Origin of the sequence: Zobellia laminariae (assembly GCF_030553095.1) — a bacterium.
GTDB lineage: Bacteria > Bacteroidota > Bacteroidia > Flavobacteriales > Flavobacteriaceae > Zobellia > Zobellia laminariae.
Genome location: NZ_CP130738.1, coordinates 1,516,396 through 1,536,749 on the forward strand (window position 1 = coordinate 1,516,396; position 20,354 = coordinate 1,536,749).

Annotated in this window: 11 protein-coding genes and 3 pseudogenes; 6 read left to right on the plus strand and 8 right to left on the minus strand. The window is 37.4% G+C overall.

Annotated features, from left to right (window positions below; translation table 11 throughout):
• The first annotated feature begins 21 nt into the window (after window positions 1–21).
• The gene (locus tag Q5W13_RS07195) at window positions 22–1,140 is read left to right on the plus strand and encodes a glycoside hydrolase family 88/105 protein (RefSeq protein ID WP_304445855.1); all 1,119 of its coding nucleotides are present in this window, start codon (window positions 22–24) and stop codon (window positions 1,138–1,140) included.
• 61 nt (window positions 1,141–1,201) lie between these two features.
• Here Q5W13_RS07195 and Q5W13_RS07200 read toward each other — a convergent pair whose 3' ends face one another.
• Together Q5W13_RS07200 and Q5W13_RS07205 are read right to left on the minus strand one after the other, a co-directional pair.
• Complete coding sequence (locus Q5W13_RS07200; RefSeq protein ID WP_304445856.1) at window positions 1,202–2,779, minus strand: SulP family inorganic anion transporter; 1,578 nt, start codon at window positions 2,777–2,779, stop codon at window positions 1,202–1,204.
• 250 nt (window positions 2,780–3,029) lie between these two features.
• Window positions 3,030–3,941, minus strand: coding sequence for a nicotinic acid mononucleotide adenyltransferase (locus tag Q5W13_RS07205; RefSeq protein WP_304445857.1), 912 nt, complete (start codon window positions 3,939–3,941; stop codon window positions 3,030–3,032).
• Window positions 3,942–4,121: 180 nt separating this feature from the next.
• Here Q5W13_RS07205 and Q5W13_RS07210 point away from each other — a divergent pair, with 180 nt between their 5' ends.
• The gene (locus tag Q5W13_RS07210; protein WP_155597825.1) at window positions 4,122–5,117 is read left to right on the plus strand and encodes an NAD(P)H-dependent glycerol-3-phosphate dehydrogenase; all 996 of its coding nucleotides are present in this window, start codon (window positions 4,122–4,124) and stop codon (window positions 5,115–5,117) included.
• Between the two features lie 99 nt (window positions 5,118–5,216).
• On the opposite strand, the gene Q5W13_RS07215 is transcribed toward Q5W13_RS07210, so the two are convergent.
• The 5 genes and pseudogenes from Q5W13_RS07215 to Q5W13_RS07235 form a co-directional block, all read right to left on the minus strand.
• Window positions 5,217–6,884 carry a glycerol-3-phosphate dehydrogenase/oxidase gene (locus Q5W13_RS07215; RefSeq protein WP_304445858.1) on the minus strand — a complete coding sequence of 556 codons (1,668 nt, stop codon included), beginning with the start codon at window positions 6,882–6,884 and terminating at the stop codon, window positions 5,217–5,219.
• Window positions 6,885–6,924: 40 nt separating this feature from the next.
• Window positions 6,925–8,405: pseudogene (gene glpK / locus Q5W13_RS07220) on the minus strand (glycerol kinase GlpK).
• A gap of 102 nt (window positions 8,406–8,507) precedes the next feature.
• Window positions 8,508–10,852 (minus strand): annotated as a pseudogene (gene pbpC / locus Q5W13_RS07225) (penicillin-binding protein 1C).
• On the minus strand, window positions 10,849–11,157 hold the full coding sequence (locus Q5W13_RS07230) for an antibiotic biosynthesis monooxygenase family protein (protein ID WP_304445859.1): 309 nt from the start codon (window positions 11,155–11,157) through the stop codon (window positions 10,849–10,851). The pseudogene pbpC and the gene Q5W13_RS07230 overlap by 4 nt, the downstream one beginning before the upstream one ends.
• Before the next feature lie 40 nt (window positions 11,158–11,197).
• Window positions 11,198–11,551, minus strand: a complete 354-nt coding sequence (locus Q5W13_RS07235; protein WP_155597820.1) for a hypothetical protein — start codon at window positions 11,549–11,551, stop codon at window positions 11,198–11,200.
• A gap of 84 nt (window positions 11,552–11,635) precedes the next feature.
• On the opposite strand from Q5W13_RS07235, the gene Q5W13_RS07240 reads away from it, so the two are divergent.
• The 4 genes from Q5W13_RS07240 (at window position 11,636) to Q5W13_RS07255 (ending at window position 14,596) form a co-directional block, all read left to right on the plus strand.
• Window positions 11,636–12,148, plus strand: coding sequence for a CvpA family protein (locus Q5W13_RS07240; RefSeq protein ID WP_304445860.1), 513 nt, complete (start codon window positions 11,636–11,638; stop codon window positions 12,146–12,148).
• Between the two features lie 71 nt (window positions 12,149–12,219).
• The gene (locus Q5W13_RS07245) at window positions 12,220–13,266 is read left to right on the plus strand and encodes an acyltransferase family protein (protein WP_304445861.1); all 1,047 of its coding nucleotides are present in this window, start codon (window positions 12,220–12,222) and stop codon (window positions 13,264–13,266) included.
• Window positions 13,267–13,340: 74 nt separating this feature from the next.
• Window positions 13,341–13,982: a glycosyltransferase domain-containing protein gene (locus Q5W13_RS07250; protein ID WP_304445862.1), complete on the plus strand. Its 642-nt coding sequence runs from the start codon at window positions 13,341–13,343 to the stop codon at window positions 13,980–13,982.
• Window positions 13,983–14,176: 194 nt separating this feature from the next.
• The gene (locus Q5W13_RS07255; protein ID WP_304445863.1) at window positions 14,177–14,596 is read left to right on the plus strand and encodes a lipocalin-like domain-containing protein; all 420 of its coding nucleotides are present in this window, start codon (window positions 14,177–14,179) and stop codon (window positions 14,594–14,596) included.
• Between the two features lie 75 nt (window positions 14,597–14,671).
• Here the strand turns inward: Q5W13_RS07255 and Q5W13_RS25790 are convergent.
• Window positions 14,672–20,185: pseudogene (locus Q5W13_RS25790) on the minus strand (alpha-2-macroglobulin family protein).
• Between the last annotated feature and the right edge of the window lie 169 nt (window positions 20,186–20,354).

The window sequence follows — 20,354 nt, forward strand, 5'->3', positions numbered from 1 at the left end:
ATCCACTTAAACCAAAATAAATTGAAACTACTACATCGTTTTTTTATCGCAATTATCGTTTTTTCGTGTACGGGCACGTCTTTTTCTCAAAAGATAAAACCTAAGAAAGTAAAGGAATCCATGCAACAGGTGGCCGATTGGCAAATTGCCAATTTTGACGGCTTATACAGCGACCGCAAAAAACCACACCACCCATTAGATTGGACAAATGCCGCACTCTATGTAGGCATGGCAAAATGGGCCAGTATGGCAGATGATGATACCTATTATGAATGGTTAAAAAATATAGGTGAAGAAAACGAGTGGCAATTGCACAAGCGAAAATATCACGCAGACGACCATGCTGTTGGTCAAATGTACGTTGAGTTATTCCAGAAATATAAGGATGAAAAAATGATTGCACCTACCAAAGAACAATTCAGTTTTTTAATGTTTCACCCTTCGCAAAGCGTATTAAATTGGGGAACACCCTATCATCAAGACAGATGGAATTGGTGCGATGCCCTTTTCATGGCTCCTCCTGTCTTAGCTAAATTGTACAAGGTTACAGGCGAAAAAAAATACTTAGATTTCATGATGTCTGAATTTAAGGCATCTACCGATTTTCTTTTTGATAAAGAGGAAAACCTCTACTATCGTGATGAACGCTATTTTGATAAACTAGATAATGGCACAAAGGTTTTTTGGTCTAGAGGTAACGGTTGGGTATTTGCTGGGCTTGTTAACATCATGAACGAGCTTGACCCTAAAAGTGAAGAGTATGCGTACTTCTTGGATATCTATAAAAAGATGGCAAAAAAGCTAATTGAAATTCAAACTCCTGAAGGGCATTGGGCTATGAGTCTATTAGGTCAAGAATTTTATCCTACACCTGAAACAAGCGGTTCATCTTTTTACGTGTATGGACTGGCTTGGGGCGTTAACAACGGTATCTTGGATAAGAAAACCTATGAACCCGCTGTAAAAAAGGGCTGGAACGCCATGGCAAGCCATGTTACTAAAGATGGTATGTTAGGCTATGTGCAACCTATAGGAGCCGCACTTATAGGAAAAGCTTGGCCAGATAAAACAGAGGTATACGGAACAGGTGCATATTTAAGTGCCGGAACTGAAGTTTATAAGCTATATGGCGGTGAGTAATTAACTCCTACTTATAAAAACTATTAAAAGACCTTACTTACAAAGTAGTGCCCCAGACAAATTAGGCATTTGCCCTGTCAGCTACTACCTTGTAAGTAGGGTCTTCTAGAACATTAACATCAATAATATCTTCCGCGTTGCCTAAAAGATTAATACAATCTTTACTTAAGTGTCTTAATTGAACTTTCTTGCCTTGGTTGGCATATCTCTCAGTTAATCTATTTAAGGCTTCAATTGCCGACATATCTGAAACTTTACTTTCTGCAAAATCTATTATTACTTCGTCTGGGTCATTTGCCACATCAAACTTTTCATTAAAAGCAGTTACAGAGCCAAAGAATAAAGGCCCATAAATTTCATAATGCTTAACTCCGCTTTCATCTACGTATTTCCGAGCTCTAATTCTCTTCGCACTTTCCCAAGCAAATACCAATGCAGAAATTATTACGCCTATCAATACAGCTAACGCTAAATTATGTAGAACTACAGTAATTAAAGTAACCAATATCATTACAAAAATATCTGGTTTAGGCATTCTTCTCAAAGCCTTAAAACTTGCCCATTCAAATGTACCAACTGCAACCATTACCATAACTCCAACCAATGCGGCTATAGGAACAAGTTCTATTACAGGTGCTCCAAACAATATTATTAACAATATAGTTAACGCAGCAATTATACCAGACAACCGAGCTCTTGAACCAGCGGATAGATTAACCAATGTTTGTGCAATCATTGGACAACCACCCATTCCTCCAAAAAATCCATTCAATATATTTGCTCCTCCTTGAGCCAAACACTCTCTGTTACTATTACCTTTTGTACCAGTAATCTCATCTACCAAGTTTAACGTAAGCAATCCTTCTGTAAGTCCAACTGCTGCCATTATTAATCCGTACGGTAAAATAATTTTAAAGGCTTCTAATGTAAAAGGAATAGTTGGTATATGAAAAGAGGGTAAAGACCCACTAAGCGACTTTAGTTCTTCTCCAGGTAGCGTGTCTTGATTAATGATATCCACTACTTGTTTGGTATCAATATTTAAAAAATACACCACTATAAAAACAACAATAATCCCTATTAATGAAGCTGGGACTGCTTTGGTAATTCTAGGAACAAAAACAATTATTGCAATTGTAAATAACACTAAGCCTACCATAGTGTACATGGCAGAACCGGTAAGCCAAACTGCAGCATCCCCTACGCCTACCTTAAATTGGTCCATTTGGGCCATAAAAATAATAATGGCCAAACCATTAACAAACCCAAACATAACGGGCTGTGGTACCAAACGAATAAATTTACCCAGCTTTAAAAAGCCTACGACCAATTGAAAAACACCAGCCAAAGCAACTGCTGCAAAAACATATTCTAGACCGTGAGAATTCATTAATGCCATAAGTACAACCACGGTTGCACCCGCTCCACCAGAAATTAGCCCAGGTCTACCTCCAAATATAGCTGTAACAAGCCCCATAATAAAAGCTCCATACAAACCTACTAATGGTGAAAATCCTGCTAGAATCGCAAACATCAATGATTCTGGAATCATTGTCATGGCGACCGTTAATCCCGCTAAAATTTCATTTTTGTAATCTACTTTCTGTTTGAAATCGAACAAATTCAAATACTTCTTCACAACATCAAGATTTTAAGCGGGCAAAAATACACCAAAATACCCTATAAGCCATAGACTAAGCGGCTAAATACATTTGAACAAATTATTAACCAAATCCACTAACTATCAATGAGTTAATATTAAAATTTAGCGGTATTTTATAAAGAGTTCATAATGAACACTACCCCTAAAGAATACAATTAAACAAAAAAACCGCCCTAAGCACTGCTGCAAAGGGCGATTTCTAACTAAATAACCAACCAAAAAACGTTTATATATCTCTACTTCTTTTCACCTTCATTATGGGATTAGAAGCCTTTTTTCTCTTTTTTTCTACGGTGCCTTTTCCGGCTTTTAAGTACTCTTGATATCCTTTTCCCCTGAACTCATATACTGTTTTACTACTCGGGTGATAAAGCTCAATTGTGCTCTCATTAATAACGTACAATTCAAAGTAATCATTGCTCGATGAACGGTAGGCCAGTGTTAAAGTTTTGAGCGTTTCATCGGCTTCTATGTCATACACCGAGTAATCTCCCTCAAAATCCCATCGAAGGTTTACCAAGGGTGTTCCAACTGGGTTTACAGACGACCTAAAAAAGGTAGGATTGAACTGTAAAAAGTTCTCATTATCAAATTCGTTTAAAGCTCCTTCTAGACTTGTATATGTTTTTTCCCAAGCATGGTATTCCTGTAAAAAATAATTGATGTTGTCATAGAACAACATATCATAATCAAAATTACCTGTTTGATATCCTTTTAAATAATATGAAGTATCTGAACGGGCATCATATAGTTCTATAGTATTTCCGTTTATCGCAAATACATCTAAAAACCATTGTCCATCTATATCATGGTCAATTTCTACAGCACCACGCACCGTATCATAATATCCTACATCTATCCCAAAACCGTTTCCGGTCTTACCTATACCTACTATATTATTGTTAGCGTATAATGTACCTCTATTAAAAGAAATGGTAAATGCGCGTTGTAAAAAAGGAACTTCGCCATTGCCTCTAGTAGCATTTATATCTACGTACCACAGGTCATAAGATTGCAACACTTGACTGGTATTGTAAATTGGCTCATCTATAAATTCATCTTCAACAATAACCTCTGTATAACATGAGGTCATTAAAGTGGCTATAAAAACGGTTAATAAAAGTAGTTTTGTCTTCATAATCTTGGTATTGCGATTCTTACTAGATAAAACAAGCACCGTGCCATTATTCATAATACACTATTAACCAGCACTTAAGGTTTAAGTTTTTAATTTACCTAATTTTGTATTGAGTGAAAGCCCAATACCAATACGTATAACCGACCAATTAACAGTAACTAAGTCATTTATTAGAGTGCTATGAACCAAAAATTTACAGTATTAGGCGGCGGAAGCTGGGCTACAGCCATTGTGAAAATGCTTTGTGTAAACCAAAAAAAAGTAGGTTGGTACATGCGGAATTCGGATGCGGTAGGCTTCATCAACATTCAAAAGCATAACCCTAACTACCTTACTTCAGTAACTTTTGACACGGACCAATTGGAGTTGACAGACGACATTAACAAAGCCGTTGATAATTCGGACATTTTAATATTTGCTATCCCTTCTGCTTTTGTTGAGGGCGAACTGAAAAAAATAACGAGCTCTTTAAAAGATAAAATCGTGTTTTCTGCCATAAAAGGGATTGTACCAGAAACAGGTTTAATTGTTGGGAAGCATTTTCATGAAAAGTATGGTATCCCTTTTGAAAACATAGGTGTAATTACCGGTCCATGCCATGCGGAAGAAGTTGCCTTAGAGCGTTTATCTTATTTGACCATTGCTTGCGCCGATACGGAGAAGGCCGAGTATCTTGCTAAAAACTTAAGTAGCGACTACATTAAGACTAAAGTTACCAAGGATATTATTGGAACTGAGTATGCGGCAATGCTTAAAAATATCTACGCTATTGCAGCGGGTATAGCACATGGTTTAGGTTATGGCGATAATTTTCAGAGCGTACTTATGAGCAACGCCATCCGTGAGATGAAACGTTATACGAAACGAATACATAAAATAGACCGAAACATTAATGAGTCTGCTTATCTAGGAGATTTACTAGTTACAGGTTATTCCACTTTTAGTCGTAACCGTATGTTCGGTAATATGATAGGAAAGGGGTATACCGTAAAAAGTGCCCAAATGGAAATGCGGATGGTAGCCGAAGGTTATTACGCTGCCAAAAGTGCCTATGAGATTAAATCTAAGTTTAAGAAGAAGGTAAAAGTACCTATCATAGATGCTGTATATGCTGTTCTTTACGAAGATAAAAGCGCCAAAAAGGTGTTTAAAGCACTGACAGACAAGCTTGATTAATTTTTAAACCATTAGGTATTAAAATGAAACCAGCCCGTTTCTTTGGAAAACGGACCGACTTCTCACTCAACATAATTTCTTAAAATCCAATTGTAAACCTTATACTCTATCTAAGGAAAAATTAGAATGTTCATCTAATTCACCAAGTAAAGTTTCACGCCATTCTGAAATCTGTGCATCATCAACAGCATAGATAGATTTGAATTCCTCTAAAATAGGTTCCATTAAAAGGCGAACACTATCAATATCAAAATACAACCTACCGGTTCTTCTAATGAAGAAATCCATTGGGTTTTGCACCATTTCATAATCAATACCAAAACGAAGCTCAGCTTTAGCCATACGAACATACTTATCACTATCCTTAATACCGGCATAGTTCTCTAGTATCATTTCTGTCTGCTTTCCATAATTGGTTACCAAGAACCATGCATCATGTTTGGTAAAACCTTCTGGTTTAATACGGCCATAAATTTCAGCGATGTACTTTTCTACATGTTTGAATTTCTTGAAATCCACATTACCACATAAGAATATTTTTTCGGTAAAGCACTCCTTCAATTCAGTACCATCTTCTTCATGCATTTTCTTGGCTATTCGATCTACCACACGCTCAGCCATTTTACGGTAACCCGTAAGCTTTCCTCCAGCAATACTGATTAGACCTGTATCCGAAGTGAAAATCTCATCCTTCCTAGATAATTCTGAAGCAGATTTTCCTTCTTCGTGAATTAAAGGACGTAAACCTGCCCATGAAGAAACGATATCTTCCATTTCTAGGTTTATACTAGGGAACATATTGTTTACTGCAGAAATCAAATAGATAGCATCGGCCAAATCTGTACGGACATTATCTTTATCCTTATTAAAATTGGTATCTGTAGTACCTACGTATGTTACCTTACCACGTGGAATGGCAAACATCATCCTACCATCCGGAACATCAAAATATACCGATTGTTTTATTGGTAATTTTTTCTTTGGGAATACTAAATGTACACCTTTGGTTAGGTGCAACTGCTTTCCTTTTTTAGAATTATTGGTGCTTCTAAGTTCATCTACCCATGGGCCAGCTGCGCTAATAACATATTTAGACTTAATACTGAAAGTAGCACCGCTCACGCCATCTTTCACCTTTACACCAGCTACTTGGTCATCTACGTAGATAAAGTCTTCTACAGACGCGTAATTCAAGGCCTGAGCCCCAAACAATAAACTCGACTTTATATTTTCTATAGTCAAACGCGCATCATCCGTACGGTACTCTGCATAATAACCGGCACCTTTTACTATTTTCTTGGGAAGTAAGGGCTCTAGTTCCATTGCCTCCTTCTTCTCTAACATCTTACGCTTATCCTCACCAGTTACCTGAGCCAAGATATCATAGACCTTCAACCCAATGGAAGTTAACCACTTTCCATAAGATCCATTTTCTATAAGTGGTAGCAACATTTTTTCTGGCAATACCAAATGTGGTGCTAGTTTATGAACAATTGCTCGTTCAGAACCAACCTCTTTCACCAACCAAAAATCGAACTGCTTTAAATATCGTAATCCACCGTGAATTAACTTAGTAGATTTACTGCTAGTACCGGATGCAAAATCGCCTTTTTCAACTAAAGCAACCTTTAATCCCCTAGAAGCTGCATCAAGTGCAATTCCACCACCTGTAATACCTCCACCAATAACAACTAAATCATAGGTGTCGTTAGTTAACTCCTGTATTGTTTTTGCTCTGTCTAAATTAGAGAATCTTATGTTTTTCATAGCTTATTATGTCTTTCTATGTACAGTTTTTTACTATCGCTTATTTGTCATCCCATCCTTTGGTACGCTCAACGGCCTGCTTCCATTTTTTGTACAGACGTTTTCGTTTTACGCGGTCAAAGGTAGGCTTAAAGATTCTGTTCATTGGTCTATTTTGATCAACATCTTCTTGTTTCCATAGCCCCACTTGAATACCTGCCAAAAACGCGGCACCCATAGCTGTAGACTCTATTACTTCTGGGCGGTGTACCTCAGAATCTAATATATCTCTGGAACTGCATTAAATGGTTGTTTGCGCATGCCCCACCATCTACACGAAGGTGTTTCAACTGAATTCCAGAATCATCTTCCATCGCTTTTAAAATATCTTTTGTCTGGTAAGCCAATGATTCTAGAGTAGCTTTCGCCAAATGTGCTTTGCCTGTATCTCTTGTCAATCCAAATACCGCTCCCCTAAGCATACATATCCCAATAGGGTGCTCCCAAACCTGCAAAAGCGGGAACCACATAAACTGGGTTTTCGCCTTCAACAGAATCTGCCAAAGCTTCGGTTTCCTTTGCGTCTGTAATCAATTCCAATCCATCACGAAGCCACTGGATAGCAGCTCCTGCAATAAATATACTTCCTTCAAGTGCGTAGTTCACTTTTCCATCCAATCCGTAAGCGATGGTGGTAAGAAGACCGTTTTTGGAAAATTGAGGTTTTTCGCCCGTATTCATCAACATAAAACAACCTGTACCGTATGTATTCTTTGCTGTACCCTTTTTAAAACAACCTTGACCAAAAAGTGCAGCTTGTTGATCTCCTGCTATACCCGCAATAGGTATTTTCTTTCCGTCTATTACATAATCGCCAAAGTGATGCGCAGATGGTTTAACCTCTGGCAACATTAATTTTGGTATGCCCAATGCTTTCAACATCTTATCGTCCCATTTTAGGTTTACGATATCGTAAATCATGGTACGTGATGCATTCGTATAGTCAGTAACATGGCTTGCACCATTGGTCATATTCCATACCAACCAAGTGTCTACGGTACCCATTAGCAAATCGCCATTTTCAGCCTTGGCACGTGCACCTTCCACATTATCCAAAATCCACTTTACTTTGGTTCCAGAAAAATAGGAATCAATTACAAGTCCGGTCGTCTGTCCGACGTGATCTGATAATCCACTCTTTTTTAAATGTTCACAAATATCTGCCGTACGTTTATCTTGCCAAACAATAGCATTGTAGACTGGCTCACCGGTAGTTTTGTCCCAGACCATAGTGGTTTCCCTTTGGTTGGTAATCCCTATAGCTTGAATATCATTAACATCAACCTTCTCTTTTTTCAGCAATTCGTTTAGAACTCCTATTTGAGATTCAAGAATTTCTTTTGGATCATGTTCTACCCAACCTGATTTAGGGAAAATTTGCCTAAACTCCTTTTGAACCATGCCTTGAATCTTACCATCTTGGTCCACAAGCAGTGCACGAGAACTAGTAGTACCTTGGTCTAACGATATTATGTATTTCATATGATAAATGTTTAAAGCTAGAATTCTACACAAAGTAGCATAGTGTAGCACAGCAAATATAAATAAATATACGCAATAATTCACAGAGGAAAAGGGCAAATTTTATTGAATCGATATTGATACAGCAATCTCATTGCCATATGCATCCAAAACCATTACTGTATGATTACCTTTTGAGGGAAGTACTGCCATTTCATGAAAGTTCCGAGTCTGGCCCACAAATGTTTCATCTATGTACCAATAAACTTCCGTCTCGGGCTTAGCATGAGCCAATTTTAAGATGAGCTCATTTGTTTTACCATTAAAACCTTTTGTTAGCGTAATGCTACTTCCGTTTTTAGGATATATAAAATCCATAGGAGATGCACTATTATTGCTACATCCTTTTTTAATGGGTGGTAGTACTTTATATGATGGGTGTTTAGTTCGATAATAAAATTGCATTAAAGGAGGTAGGACAAACCAAGATTCGGACACCGAGGAAGCCAATTCGGCACAAGAAGAATTAACCCTAAGTTGTTTCGCTTGATTTAAATAAACCATCTGATGATATTTACATTCAGAAACGTAATTTTGTTTATTAGGAATAGATATTGTCTTAGTTGGGCAAATATCAGTGGCCAGATATCCACTTTGGACACACACCTCTATATCCGTAAACTCATCCAACGGTTTTTGAAACCATTTACTCCTTGGAAGCACATCAAAAACATCAAATAAAAGTGGTGCAGCAGACGTTACTCCAGTTACATTTGGTCTTCCCTCTCCATCTGCGTTCCCTATCCAAATACCGACTACATGGTCTGTAGTTACACCAATAGCCCACGCATCTTTATTCCCAAAACTGGTTCCGGTTTTCCAGGCAATCTCTTTACTGCTATCGAAGAACTGCCAAGATTCATCGCCTTCTGGTCTGTTTACCTCCTTCATAGCCTGGAATGTGAGGTAAACGCTACCTGCATCAAAAACAGTTTTTGCAGTCGATAATTTTCCAAAATCGACCGTCTGGTCTGTTTTTAAAATCAAATCCGTGAACTCATTCTTAAAATATTCACTAGAACTTGTATTAAAATGATTCAAAGTAGAAGCTAAGTTGGCATAGGTTTTACAAAGATCCCATAAGTTACTTTCTGCACCACCCAAAATTAGAGTAAGACCATAATGATCAGCCGGTTTATTAATTCCACCTAATTCAAAAAAATTCAATTGGTCACGGAATTTTTCTAGTCCGTATTGTTGCAACAAACGAACCGCAGGAATATTTAATGAACGCGCCAAAGCTTTTTTTGCCTCTACGGCACCGCTATAACTTTCGTTGAAATTTTCCGGCGCGTATCCTGCAATTTGAGTCGGAACATCGGGCACTAACATATCTGGCAATAATTCACCTGCATCTAACATTGCCGTATAAAGCAGGGGTTTAATGATGCTTCCCGTACTTCTATTGCCTTGAACCATGTCCACATCTTTTTGATGTTCTTTTGTTGTAGCCGTATTTCCAACATAAGACAACACCTCACGCGTATGTACATCTAGCACCAAAACAGCAGCATTGTGAACTTGATTCTGTTTTAAATTTTGATAATGTTTTTGCACTATGGCATTTACATTGCGTTGTAAATTTTCATCTACCGTAGTCTTGATGCGTTCGCCCTTATTCTCTTTAGCTAAGTATTGCACTAAATGCGAGGCTGTTTTGGGCAGAGGATAGGGTTTCTGCGGCAGCTCTTCTAATAACGAGAGTTCATAAGTTGTTTGGTCAATAACCTGCTTTTCAAAAGCTTTTTTAACAGACGATTACGTTTATCCAGAAGTTTAATCTGGTTTTTACCGGGATAAATAAGACTTGGTGCATTTGGCAAGACCGCCAAAGTAGCGGATTCTGCCCAAGATAATTGATGTGGGCGCAACCCAAAATAACGCCACGAAGCAACGTCAATACCAACTACATTTCCTCCAAAAGGAGCATGACTGGCATAAAGTTTAAGAATATCTTCTTTAGATCGATTTAATTCTAGCCGGGTAGCCCATATCAATTCAACAAACTTCTCAAAATAAGAACGACTTTTCCCATTTCTAGCAAGCCTAATGACTTGTTGCGTGAGGGTACTTCCACCCCTAACCGTTGTACCTGCAGATATATTGGCTTTTATAGCCTTAACTATTGCAATTGGATTGAAACCAGGATGCTGATAAAAATGGGCATCCTCAAAATGAAGAATACATGTTTTGAATTTGTAAGAAACACTATCTACCTCTGAAAATCGCCACTGTCCGTCCTCGGCAATCATAGCTCCCAATAAAGAGCCTTGCTTACTTTCTACTACAGTTGCTGTTGGGGATTTGAATAAATTCTTAGGGAGGCAGAAATAATATGCAATTAGTAAAACCGCCAATAAAATTAGCTTCTTTGGATGCCTACTAGCAAATGAGCCAATTCTTTTCATTTTACAAAATCATACTCTCGCTCTACAGCACAAATGCGCACCTTATACCATGAATACCAATCCTTAACTCCCTTTTGCTGCGCAAAAAGATGATCTGTATTCGCCTTCCAATTGGCTATAGACTCCATGCTTTCCCAATAGCTTACAGTTATACCCACTTGCTCCCGAGCACTCTCAATACCCAGATAACCGGGCTGTGATTTGGCCAAGTTTTCCATTTGGTCGGCCATTTCAGCATAGCCTTTATCTTCCTCCGTAAGTAGAGAGGTGAAGATTACTGCATAATATGGAAGTTTGTTTTTCATTTTGAATGGGTACAAGTTCCAAAATTGACTTTTGAAAAAATTAGATATATTCCCGTTCTACGAAGTAGCCTACAATAGCTTCTTTCATTAAAACGGATTGCTCACCTGCCTTCAATGCAGGTAATTCTTCCTTAGTAATGTAATGAGGCCAGCCTTCTTCATCAAAAAACTCAAACTCATAATACCCATAAGGCTCCAATAAACGACAAATTGCAATGTGCATTAAGTCTAATTTATCGTCCTTTTTATACTTTTTATGGTATTGGCCCAATTCCTGAATCCCTACCAAATATATAATTGCGTCAAGCTCTAAAGTATCTCCATCTGCAAATTGGGCAGATAATTTTTCCACTAACACATTCCATCTTTCTTTTAACTCTTCGTCTCTTGCCATTAATCCTTTTGCATTTATCCGTTGAATGGATATAAGTCGCAAAGGTACAAATCAAAATACTACTTTTGCGTAAACACATTTACCATGAGCTTCTTAGATATTATTTTAGGATTACTTCTTTTATACGGACTTTGGAAAGGTTTAAAAAACGGACTTTTCGTAGAGCTTGCTTCCATTGTTGCTTTAATCGCTGGAATTTATGGGGCTATTCATTTTTCATATTACGCCGGCGATTACCTTTCAGAAAACATGGAATGGAACGAACGGTATATTAATATTGCTGCCTTTGTTATAACGTTTGTTGTCATCGTTCTTGCCGTACAACTAGCAGGACGGTTTTTAACTAAAATTGCCAATTTTGCAATGCTTGGCTTACTCAATAAACTAGCAGGTGGTATTTTTGGCGCCCTTAAAGTTGCTGTAATTTTAGGCGCACTACTCATCTTTTTTGAGCGTATAAACGATTCCGCAGATGTTGTAAAAGATGAAACAATGAAGGAATCCGTACTTTATGGACCTATAAAAGAGATTGGAGCATTTATATTCTCAAAGGTTTTAAAAGAGGATTCTCATATTGAAATAAAAAAAAGAGACTGATAATGCCGAAAGCCTAGTCATCTAAACCAGATTGATAGTAGTAATTTGATTCCCCCATAATCAAACTTTCTATGTACTTAAATTCAATTAATACCTACAGGGGGATTGCTATATTACTTATTGTCTCAGCACATTGCTATTCTATTTCGGAGCTAAAAATAAACACTTTTCCCGAAGCCGTATTTGCAAATCTTACCGCAGGCAGTACCATTAATTTTATTTTTATTTCGGGCTTTTTGTTTCATCATGTTTTTTATATGAAGCAAAAAACACATCAATTTTTTATGGGTAAAGTAAAGCGGCTTTTAATTCCCTATACCATTTTATCAATAATGCCAATCTTCCTTAAATTGCAGTTAGAACCCCACTTCTGGAATCAATATTTTACCTTGAATGAAGAAGGAGTGATCAACGAGTACATCGCTCCTATATTTCTGTATTACTTTACTGGAGCTCATCTGGTAGCATACTGGTACATACCTTTTGCGATTTGTTTATTTCTAATGTACCCCATACATATTAAGCTTATTGAATTAAAGCCGGTATATCAATTCACCACTCTTTTGTTATTATTTGTCGTTGCTCTTCTTATACATAGACCGGTAGATGAACTCAATGTAATTCAGTCCGCAGTATATTTTACGCCAATTTTTCTATTGGGCATTCTTTGTTCAAAAAACAAAACCATTATTTACAAAGCACTAAAAAATAAAGAGTTTGTACTATTAGCTATTGTTCTATGCATTGCCTCGTTACAGGCTTCAATCGGCAGGTACGACAATTATCAAAAGCGTGCTTTTGAATATGACGGGTTTGATTTAATACTGCTTCAAAAATCAATACTTTGTATTTTCTTTATGTTATTCTTACATCGTTTTGAAAACACTAAGAATAAGTTACTGACCCTACTGGCCTCAACAAGTTTTGCTATATATTTTCTTCACGGTTACGTGTTGCAATTATTCACCGTCTTAAAGGTCAAATTTCATATTCTAGTCCCATATCCATGGGCCACATACTTCATGGTATGGACTGCCCTCATATTTTGCAGTATAGTATTGGCTATCTTGGTTAAAAAAATCGTACCCAAGTACTCTAAATACATTACAGGATATTGAACAATGTATTTTAATTTTCTGCCTACTTTTTCAAAATTGTTAACGAACTTTGTCCAAATAATCTAAAAATATACATGCGTAAGCTTGTCATTTATACTATAGCCCTTGGACCCGACTTCGGCTTTGTTCCGCAAAAAAGCATTGAAGGTGTAGACTTTTTTGCTTTTACAGATGACCCTAAAAAAGTCTGTAAACCGTGGAAACCAATTCTGGTAAAAGATGACATAAAGGACAAAGAACGTTTAAGGTCTCGCCACCCAAAGTTATTACCACATCTTTATTTTAGTGATTACGACGTTAGTATTTATATTGATAGCAACTATCTAGTTATAGGTGATATAAAGAAATTGGTATCAAGTTTAGGTGATTTTCAAATGGGGATTTTTGATCACAATCAATGTGATGATGCCCGAGACTGTGTGTATAAAGAGCATCTTGCTCTACTTGAATTAGGCAAGCAACGGGGTGTTTACAAAGACAAACCTGACGTAATGGAAAAGCAAATGCAATTTTTTAAATCAGAAGGGTACCCTACCGAAAACGGGCTCATCTTCGCCGCAGTTCTCATTAGAAAGCATAATGACCCACAGGTTATAAAGGTTATGGAAGATTGGTGGGGTTTCGTATCTACACAAAGCCTTCGTGACCAACTAAGTTTCAACTACGTTGCCTTATGGAAGAACAAATTCAACTACACAATTATCCTGGAGATTTGAGAACAGGGAACCCGTATTTCTATTTTTTAGCATCAAATAGAAAGAACTATCTTTGGCGGCTATTAAAATATCGCATAAAGCATTTATTGAACTATAAACTTCACCCTTAAAAGCTGCATTTGCTCTAAAACATGTCTTTTCATGTACTTTCTAAAATGCAAGAACGTTTCAATAGTTCACCAAATCAGATAAAAATGAAAAAACCAATACTTTTATTAACTTTAGCCATAGGCTGTACTTTCACCTCTTGTAAACAAGATGACTCCGGTGGTGATGGTGATTTACTAGGCACATGGTTCCTAACTACATATGTTGATAACGAAGGTGAAGAACCAGCCGATGAGTGTGAGAGCAAGAATATTGTGCGCTTTAAAGACGGAAACGTGTTTGATTATCAATATCACACCACGGATAACGCAAGTGGTGATTGTATAGAAGGAATTCATGATTCTGGTACGTGGTCTTATCTATTTGATAGAAAAGTTCAACTGGACTATGGAACTGAGGGAAGATCGGACGTAACCGTTGCAAAATATAAAATTTCTGGAGATATCCTAACCCTAACCTTTGATGAAGGCAATGGCGAATACCACGAAAAATATAAAAAGGAATAAAAAAATATCTCATATTTTTAAACACAAAAAAGACCCTTTTAAAGGGTCTTTTTTATTTTACTTATTAAAATAATGTTACTGAACCACTTCTACCCATTGGCCTTTGGTTCGCACCATATATTCGTTATCATACATAGCTTCTGCCTGAACGCCCGGTAAATAATAACGCCCTAAATAAGATGCATTCATTAGCACTCTGAACGTTTTACTTTCGTTCTTCTTCATATCGAAATAAAAACTAGTTCGATCATCACGAATATCAGTATACGTTACCTTATTGTCTGCGAATTCTCCAAAATCCGTAAAACGGGTGTTTACAATTTCCCACCCACTTGGAAAAATCTCGGTGAGTGCTATATCCTTAATTTCTTTGTTTGTGGTATTGGTTAAAGTAACCTCAGCAACGAAATCTGTGCCCTGTGCCAATTGTGTAACATCTAGCTGAGAACCATTGCGACCTTTAAATCCTATTTTTGCAACCAAATTTCGCTGTATTGCTTTCTCTTCACCTACCTGCAAAATTCCTTGGTTTACAATAGTAACAAACAAAGTATTGGCTTCATTGTTTTTCAACTCTATAGTATTGGCCCCTTTTTTTATTACAAGTTCACGAGTTACCAAAGTCTTTGGCGTACTTACATTTTTGGAGCTGCCATTTACCGTTACTGTTGCTTTTACACCCTTACCGCCAACTAAATTAGCAAATTTGGCCATAGCTATTAAGCTATAAGCAGTAGTCTGAGTGCTCAACCACCGAGATTCGGAAATACGTTCTGCAATGGTTTTAGCCAAGTCTTGGGCTTTAGTTTTATCTTTCAATAAAACATAGGATTCCAAAGCCATAGCCCTATTCCTATCTGACGAACCATAGGTATAATAATCGTAGTTGGAACTTTCAAAATTAGGTTTAGCCGTACTCAGAACATCCTTTGCCACATTATTTTGACCAATTAAGGTATAACAAGCAGCTAAACGAAATTTCGCCTCATTAGACAAACCGTTGCTTTCTCGCAATCGGTTCATACTAGACACATCTGCATTACCAGATAATGCCAACGTATACAGACGATATGCTTGCGCTAAATCTGAGCTACTATTATCCGAACGCCATTGTTTTGAACTATTCTGCTGGTACTTCAACCAACTTGACTTAAATCCAATTGGCAGCACATATCCTTTTTTTCGGCTTCTAATAAAAAATGTCCGGCATACGAAGTACCCCAATCATTAGAGAAGTTTTGGCCCGGCCAATATGAAAAGCCTCCTGTGGCATTTTGATAACCGCCTAAAAGTTTAATAGCACGCACCACATTCTGTTGTATACTTTTCTTCCTATTACCGTCCAAGTCAAAAATATCCGAAAGATATAATTGCGGAAATGCTGCGGACGTAGTCTGTTCTAGACACCCGTGAGGGTAGCGAATAAGGTTTTGCATGCGACCATTAAAATTCATTGGTGGCAAAGTAGACAGCTCAATTTCTGCTGAATTACTTCCAATAATACCAAAAGTTTCTAGGTTTATGGTCTGTAAGGAATTAGGCTCCAAAATTACCTTTTGCATTTCTGATGTAACCAGATTAGGATTTACCACATCAATGGGAATTTCAAAAGAAGCCGTTTCTCCATTACCAGAAGCTTCAACAATAACTTTTCCTATTCCTTTAAAATCGGCCACTTTTAATTCAAAATATGCCATTTTTTCATCAGGCTGGTCAAAAGTAAGCGTTTGAGTAGCATCTCCAGAAATAGTAAATGATGGGTCCGACTTCAATTTTAATTCGACATTTTTTATTTTCTTTTCCATAGCAAATACAGTGACCGGAAGGGTCATTTTTTCACCAGGCGTGATTTTTCTAGGCAACGAAGCCAACACCATCAAAGGTTTGCGTACTGGAGTGGTCTTTTCTGCCATTCCATAAGCTTCGGTTTGAGAATTACCTGCTACCACCACGGTCCGCACAGAACCAATGTATTTAGGAATCTTAATTTCATGTGACTTGGTTTCCCCTTCTTTCAGACTAAATGGACCCAAATGAACTACCATAGGCTCAAAACGGTTAGCCTTTTTATTTTTTGCTCCAGCTAATTCCCCATCACCACCAATAGCAAATACTTGATTCACCTTACCGCCAAAAGCTCCAATAACATCATCAAACACATCCCAAGTTTTTACACCAAGCGCCTCGTGAGCATAGAAAGTACCCCATGGGTCTGGAGTTACAAAACGTGTTAAGTCCAACAAACCTTCATCTACTATTGCAATACTATACGTCATTGCCTTCTTGGTCTTCTCACCAACTTTAACCGTTATGGTCTCTTCCGGCTGTAATACCTCGGGCATTGTAATAGTAGGTTCAATTTTCGTAGCTGGGTTCTCTACAGAAACCGGTACAACACCATATAATCTAATGGGATTATCGTTCAAAGTATTGGCATGAGGCTGCAGTAAAGAAATATGAATAAATACATTGGGCGCATAATGCTCGCTCATAGCTAATTCAAATTTCGTTTCATCTTTGGCTGTATCTATCCAAAGACTTTTAAAACTTCCGTACCGTTCTCTATGGTAACCAAAGCACGGCTCCCCTTTGAACTAGGGAAAGTTATTGTAGCATTTTCACCAACATTATAGGTTTCCTTATCTGTTGAAAACACCAACATAGTAGCAGCCGAAGGGTCCGTTTTACGAGATTTTCCTGCCCAGCCCGGCCAATCTATATACATAGTTTTTGCAGTGGAATGTCCTCCGTTAGGGTCTTCCACCCGCACTAAATACCTACCCCATTCAGGATACTTTAATTCGAATTGAAAATTAGCTTTACCGCTGGCATTGGTGCTGATTATCTTTTCAAAGACCTTCTCGTGATACTGACTACTGCTATAATTAGATAAATTATCAGCAGAAGTATCCCACCACCATCTCCAACTTACTTTATGAATAGTTACATTCAAATTTTTAGCGGCCTTAGGATTACCCTTTTCATCTACTGTAACCACATCAAAAGTATGAGGCGTGTCCGTTAAAAGCATTCCCCTATTTTTATCACCTTTAGGAACGGTCAGACCAACATAAGTGTTGTAAGGCGAATATGTTTTTGAAAACACATCCGTACTAAAATCACCTCCATTTTCATATACTTTGGTTATAAAAGCTGCTTTTAGCATTATGGTGCTTGACTTGTAAGCTGAGGGTTAATGCTAAAGCGCGTCTTGCCTTCTGCATCTATTTTACCATCAAAAACTACTTGGTCCTCTACCGAAAAAGTTCGGGTAGGGTCATCAAAAACATAAATAAATTTACTGAATGTAGTGTTAGATGCATTGAATTTTGCTGTAATGTCAGCTTTCAGATTTTTTGCAATTGCACCATGCAACCACTTTGCTTCCATCTTACCGGTAATGGGCTTGGTTGCCTTTAAAATTTCATCATCAAACTCGGTTTTGATTTTTAAACGATTGGGCTTAATGGTTTCAATTTTCAGTGATTTTGTAAACGTAGCTCCACCAACCGAAATTTTAGCCGACCAATTTCCGGTAGGTGCATTTTCATCTGTTTTTAGATTAAATTGATAAAAATTATTAAGTCCGTTTGTTCTAACCTCACGTTGAATAACTTTGTTATAAGGGTCTAGCAATTCTAATTTTACGGGGTGGTTCTCCGGTAGTTTGTGTGCATTATCATTCAGCATAAAAGAAAGGAAAATTTCATCTCCGGGACGCCAAACTCCTCTTTCACCAAAAATGAAGCCTTTAAGTCCTTTTTGAAGTTCTACCCCTGATACCTTGAACTTACTTACGGAAAGCGCATTACCGTCATTTAATTTTACATAGGTTTTTTGACCATTGCTCTCTGCTAGGGCAAAATAAGCTGGTTTTTCTGCATCAAATATAGCCATGCCCTCTGCATCGGTTATCACATCCCCCAACGGCTGTTGTTGATAATTGTAAAATGTAACCTTAGCTCCAGCAACAGGGTTGGTATTTAAAATATCCGTTACCGCAACAAAGTAACTTTTATTAATTCCCTTTTTGACGGTCACACCTAAGTCTGAAGCCAAAACATTCATCCCTACCTTTTTGTTGTAGTAATAGGATTTGTCACAAGGGTTTTCTCTTTCGTTCCAGTTATAATCGTAGTAGTAATCATCATAGTAATAGTTCTCTACATTGTCCCAAGAACTACTCTCATTCTCTTCATCAAAATCTTCCTCATCTTCAGCCACAGACTCAAAATTGGAATTTTCACAACCATAGGCGCTATCTTCAGGGCCAAAATCTAATTCAACCCTATAAATAGCACCAACGTCAGGCGTAATAAGGGTTTTAAGGTCAAGCGCATGCGCCACCCATTTTCCGTTAGAACCAGATAAATTGTCTAAAGTTATTTTCTTGCGTGCAATAGGTCTTGCTACGGCCCGTAAATCTCCTTGTCCGTTTAAATTACTATTCTGCAGAAACTGTAGAATGTTATTTTCATAAATTTTAAAAACAGAAACTTTTACCGACGCTAAACTTACCGCCTCAAAATTCACTTTAAGATTACTGGAAGAAGGTAGAATTGTTCCATTAGAAAGAAATCTCACCTGTGGTTTAAGCTTTTCAAATGCAATTCTCTCTGTAAACTTAGTTTTCAATTTATTACCGTCCGTGCTCTCAATACCCTCATAAACTTCTAGTGCCACCGTACCTTCAATATCTTTAGAAGGGTATACTTTTAAGGTATTTCCGTCTACAGCATACTTAACGTTATCATCTTGCTCCAATACTACCAGCCCCTTAAAATTCTGACCTTTCTTTAATGGGTCTGAAAAATTAATGGACACAACAGCACTTTCTCCCGTCTCTACAGTAGCATCCAAAACAGTGAAGTTATTTTTCTAAGGTATGGTAATGGTTTGAGTGCCATCACTTTCAATATTAAACTGCTTTCCGCTCCATGAAACCTCTAGTTTAGAATCTTCATCATACCTCTGAACACTATCTATTTTAAAAGAAAACTGAGTCCCTTTTTCTGTTCCTGCATCGAACTTAATCCGGATAGGTTTCCCATTTTGGGTTGCGAAAACCAATTGCTCCGATTTTTCTAAAGGAAAAACATCTGCCATGCGCAACTGCCCAGTGATGTACTGGAATTCCTTTGAGTACGACTGCAGGGCATTCGTATAAATATTAAACTGTTGTTCTAAAGTTTTTACACTGAAGTTCAATGCACGCAAATCATCTGGCAAATCACTTATAATATCATCTAGATTCAGAGTGAATTTATATTCTGTATTCTGTTCAAAACCATTTAAAGGAACAAAAGCTATTGTGCGGTTATCAAGAGCTACTACTTTACCTTCTACTTTTGGAGATATGTTAAAGAAATCTTCATTTAGCTCATCACCTGCATTCCATTCTTCAACCGGCGTATTCAGAACCACTCTTACACTACTCTGAGCCGAAATAATGCCGTGAGAAACCTGACCTACATAATCTTGAAACCGATTAAGGTTATCTGCCTGCTGGCTAGCATCTTCTTTTTTGGTAGTACATGCCGATAAAAAAACAAAAAGAAGCAGAAAACGAAAAATAGAATTGACCTTCATAAAAAGATTGTTTTACACAAAAATAGCAGTTAATAGATAGAGTACGTCACGGTTTTCCTTGAATTATGGATGGCGAAAAGCCCTGTTTTCAGTATGAAAAAACTAAATTGATTGTTATTTTATTTACTCCAAAATGCAAAAAATCAACGAACGAACAGACCTATATTAA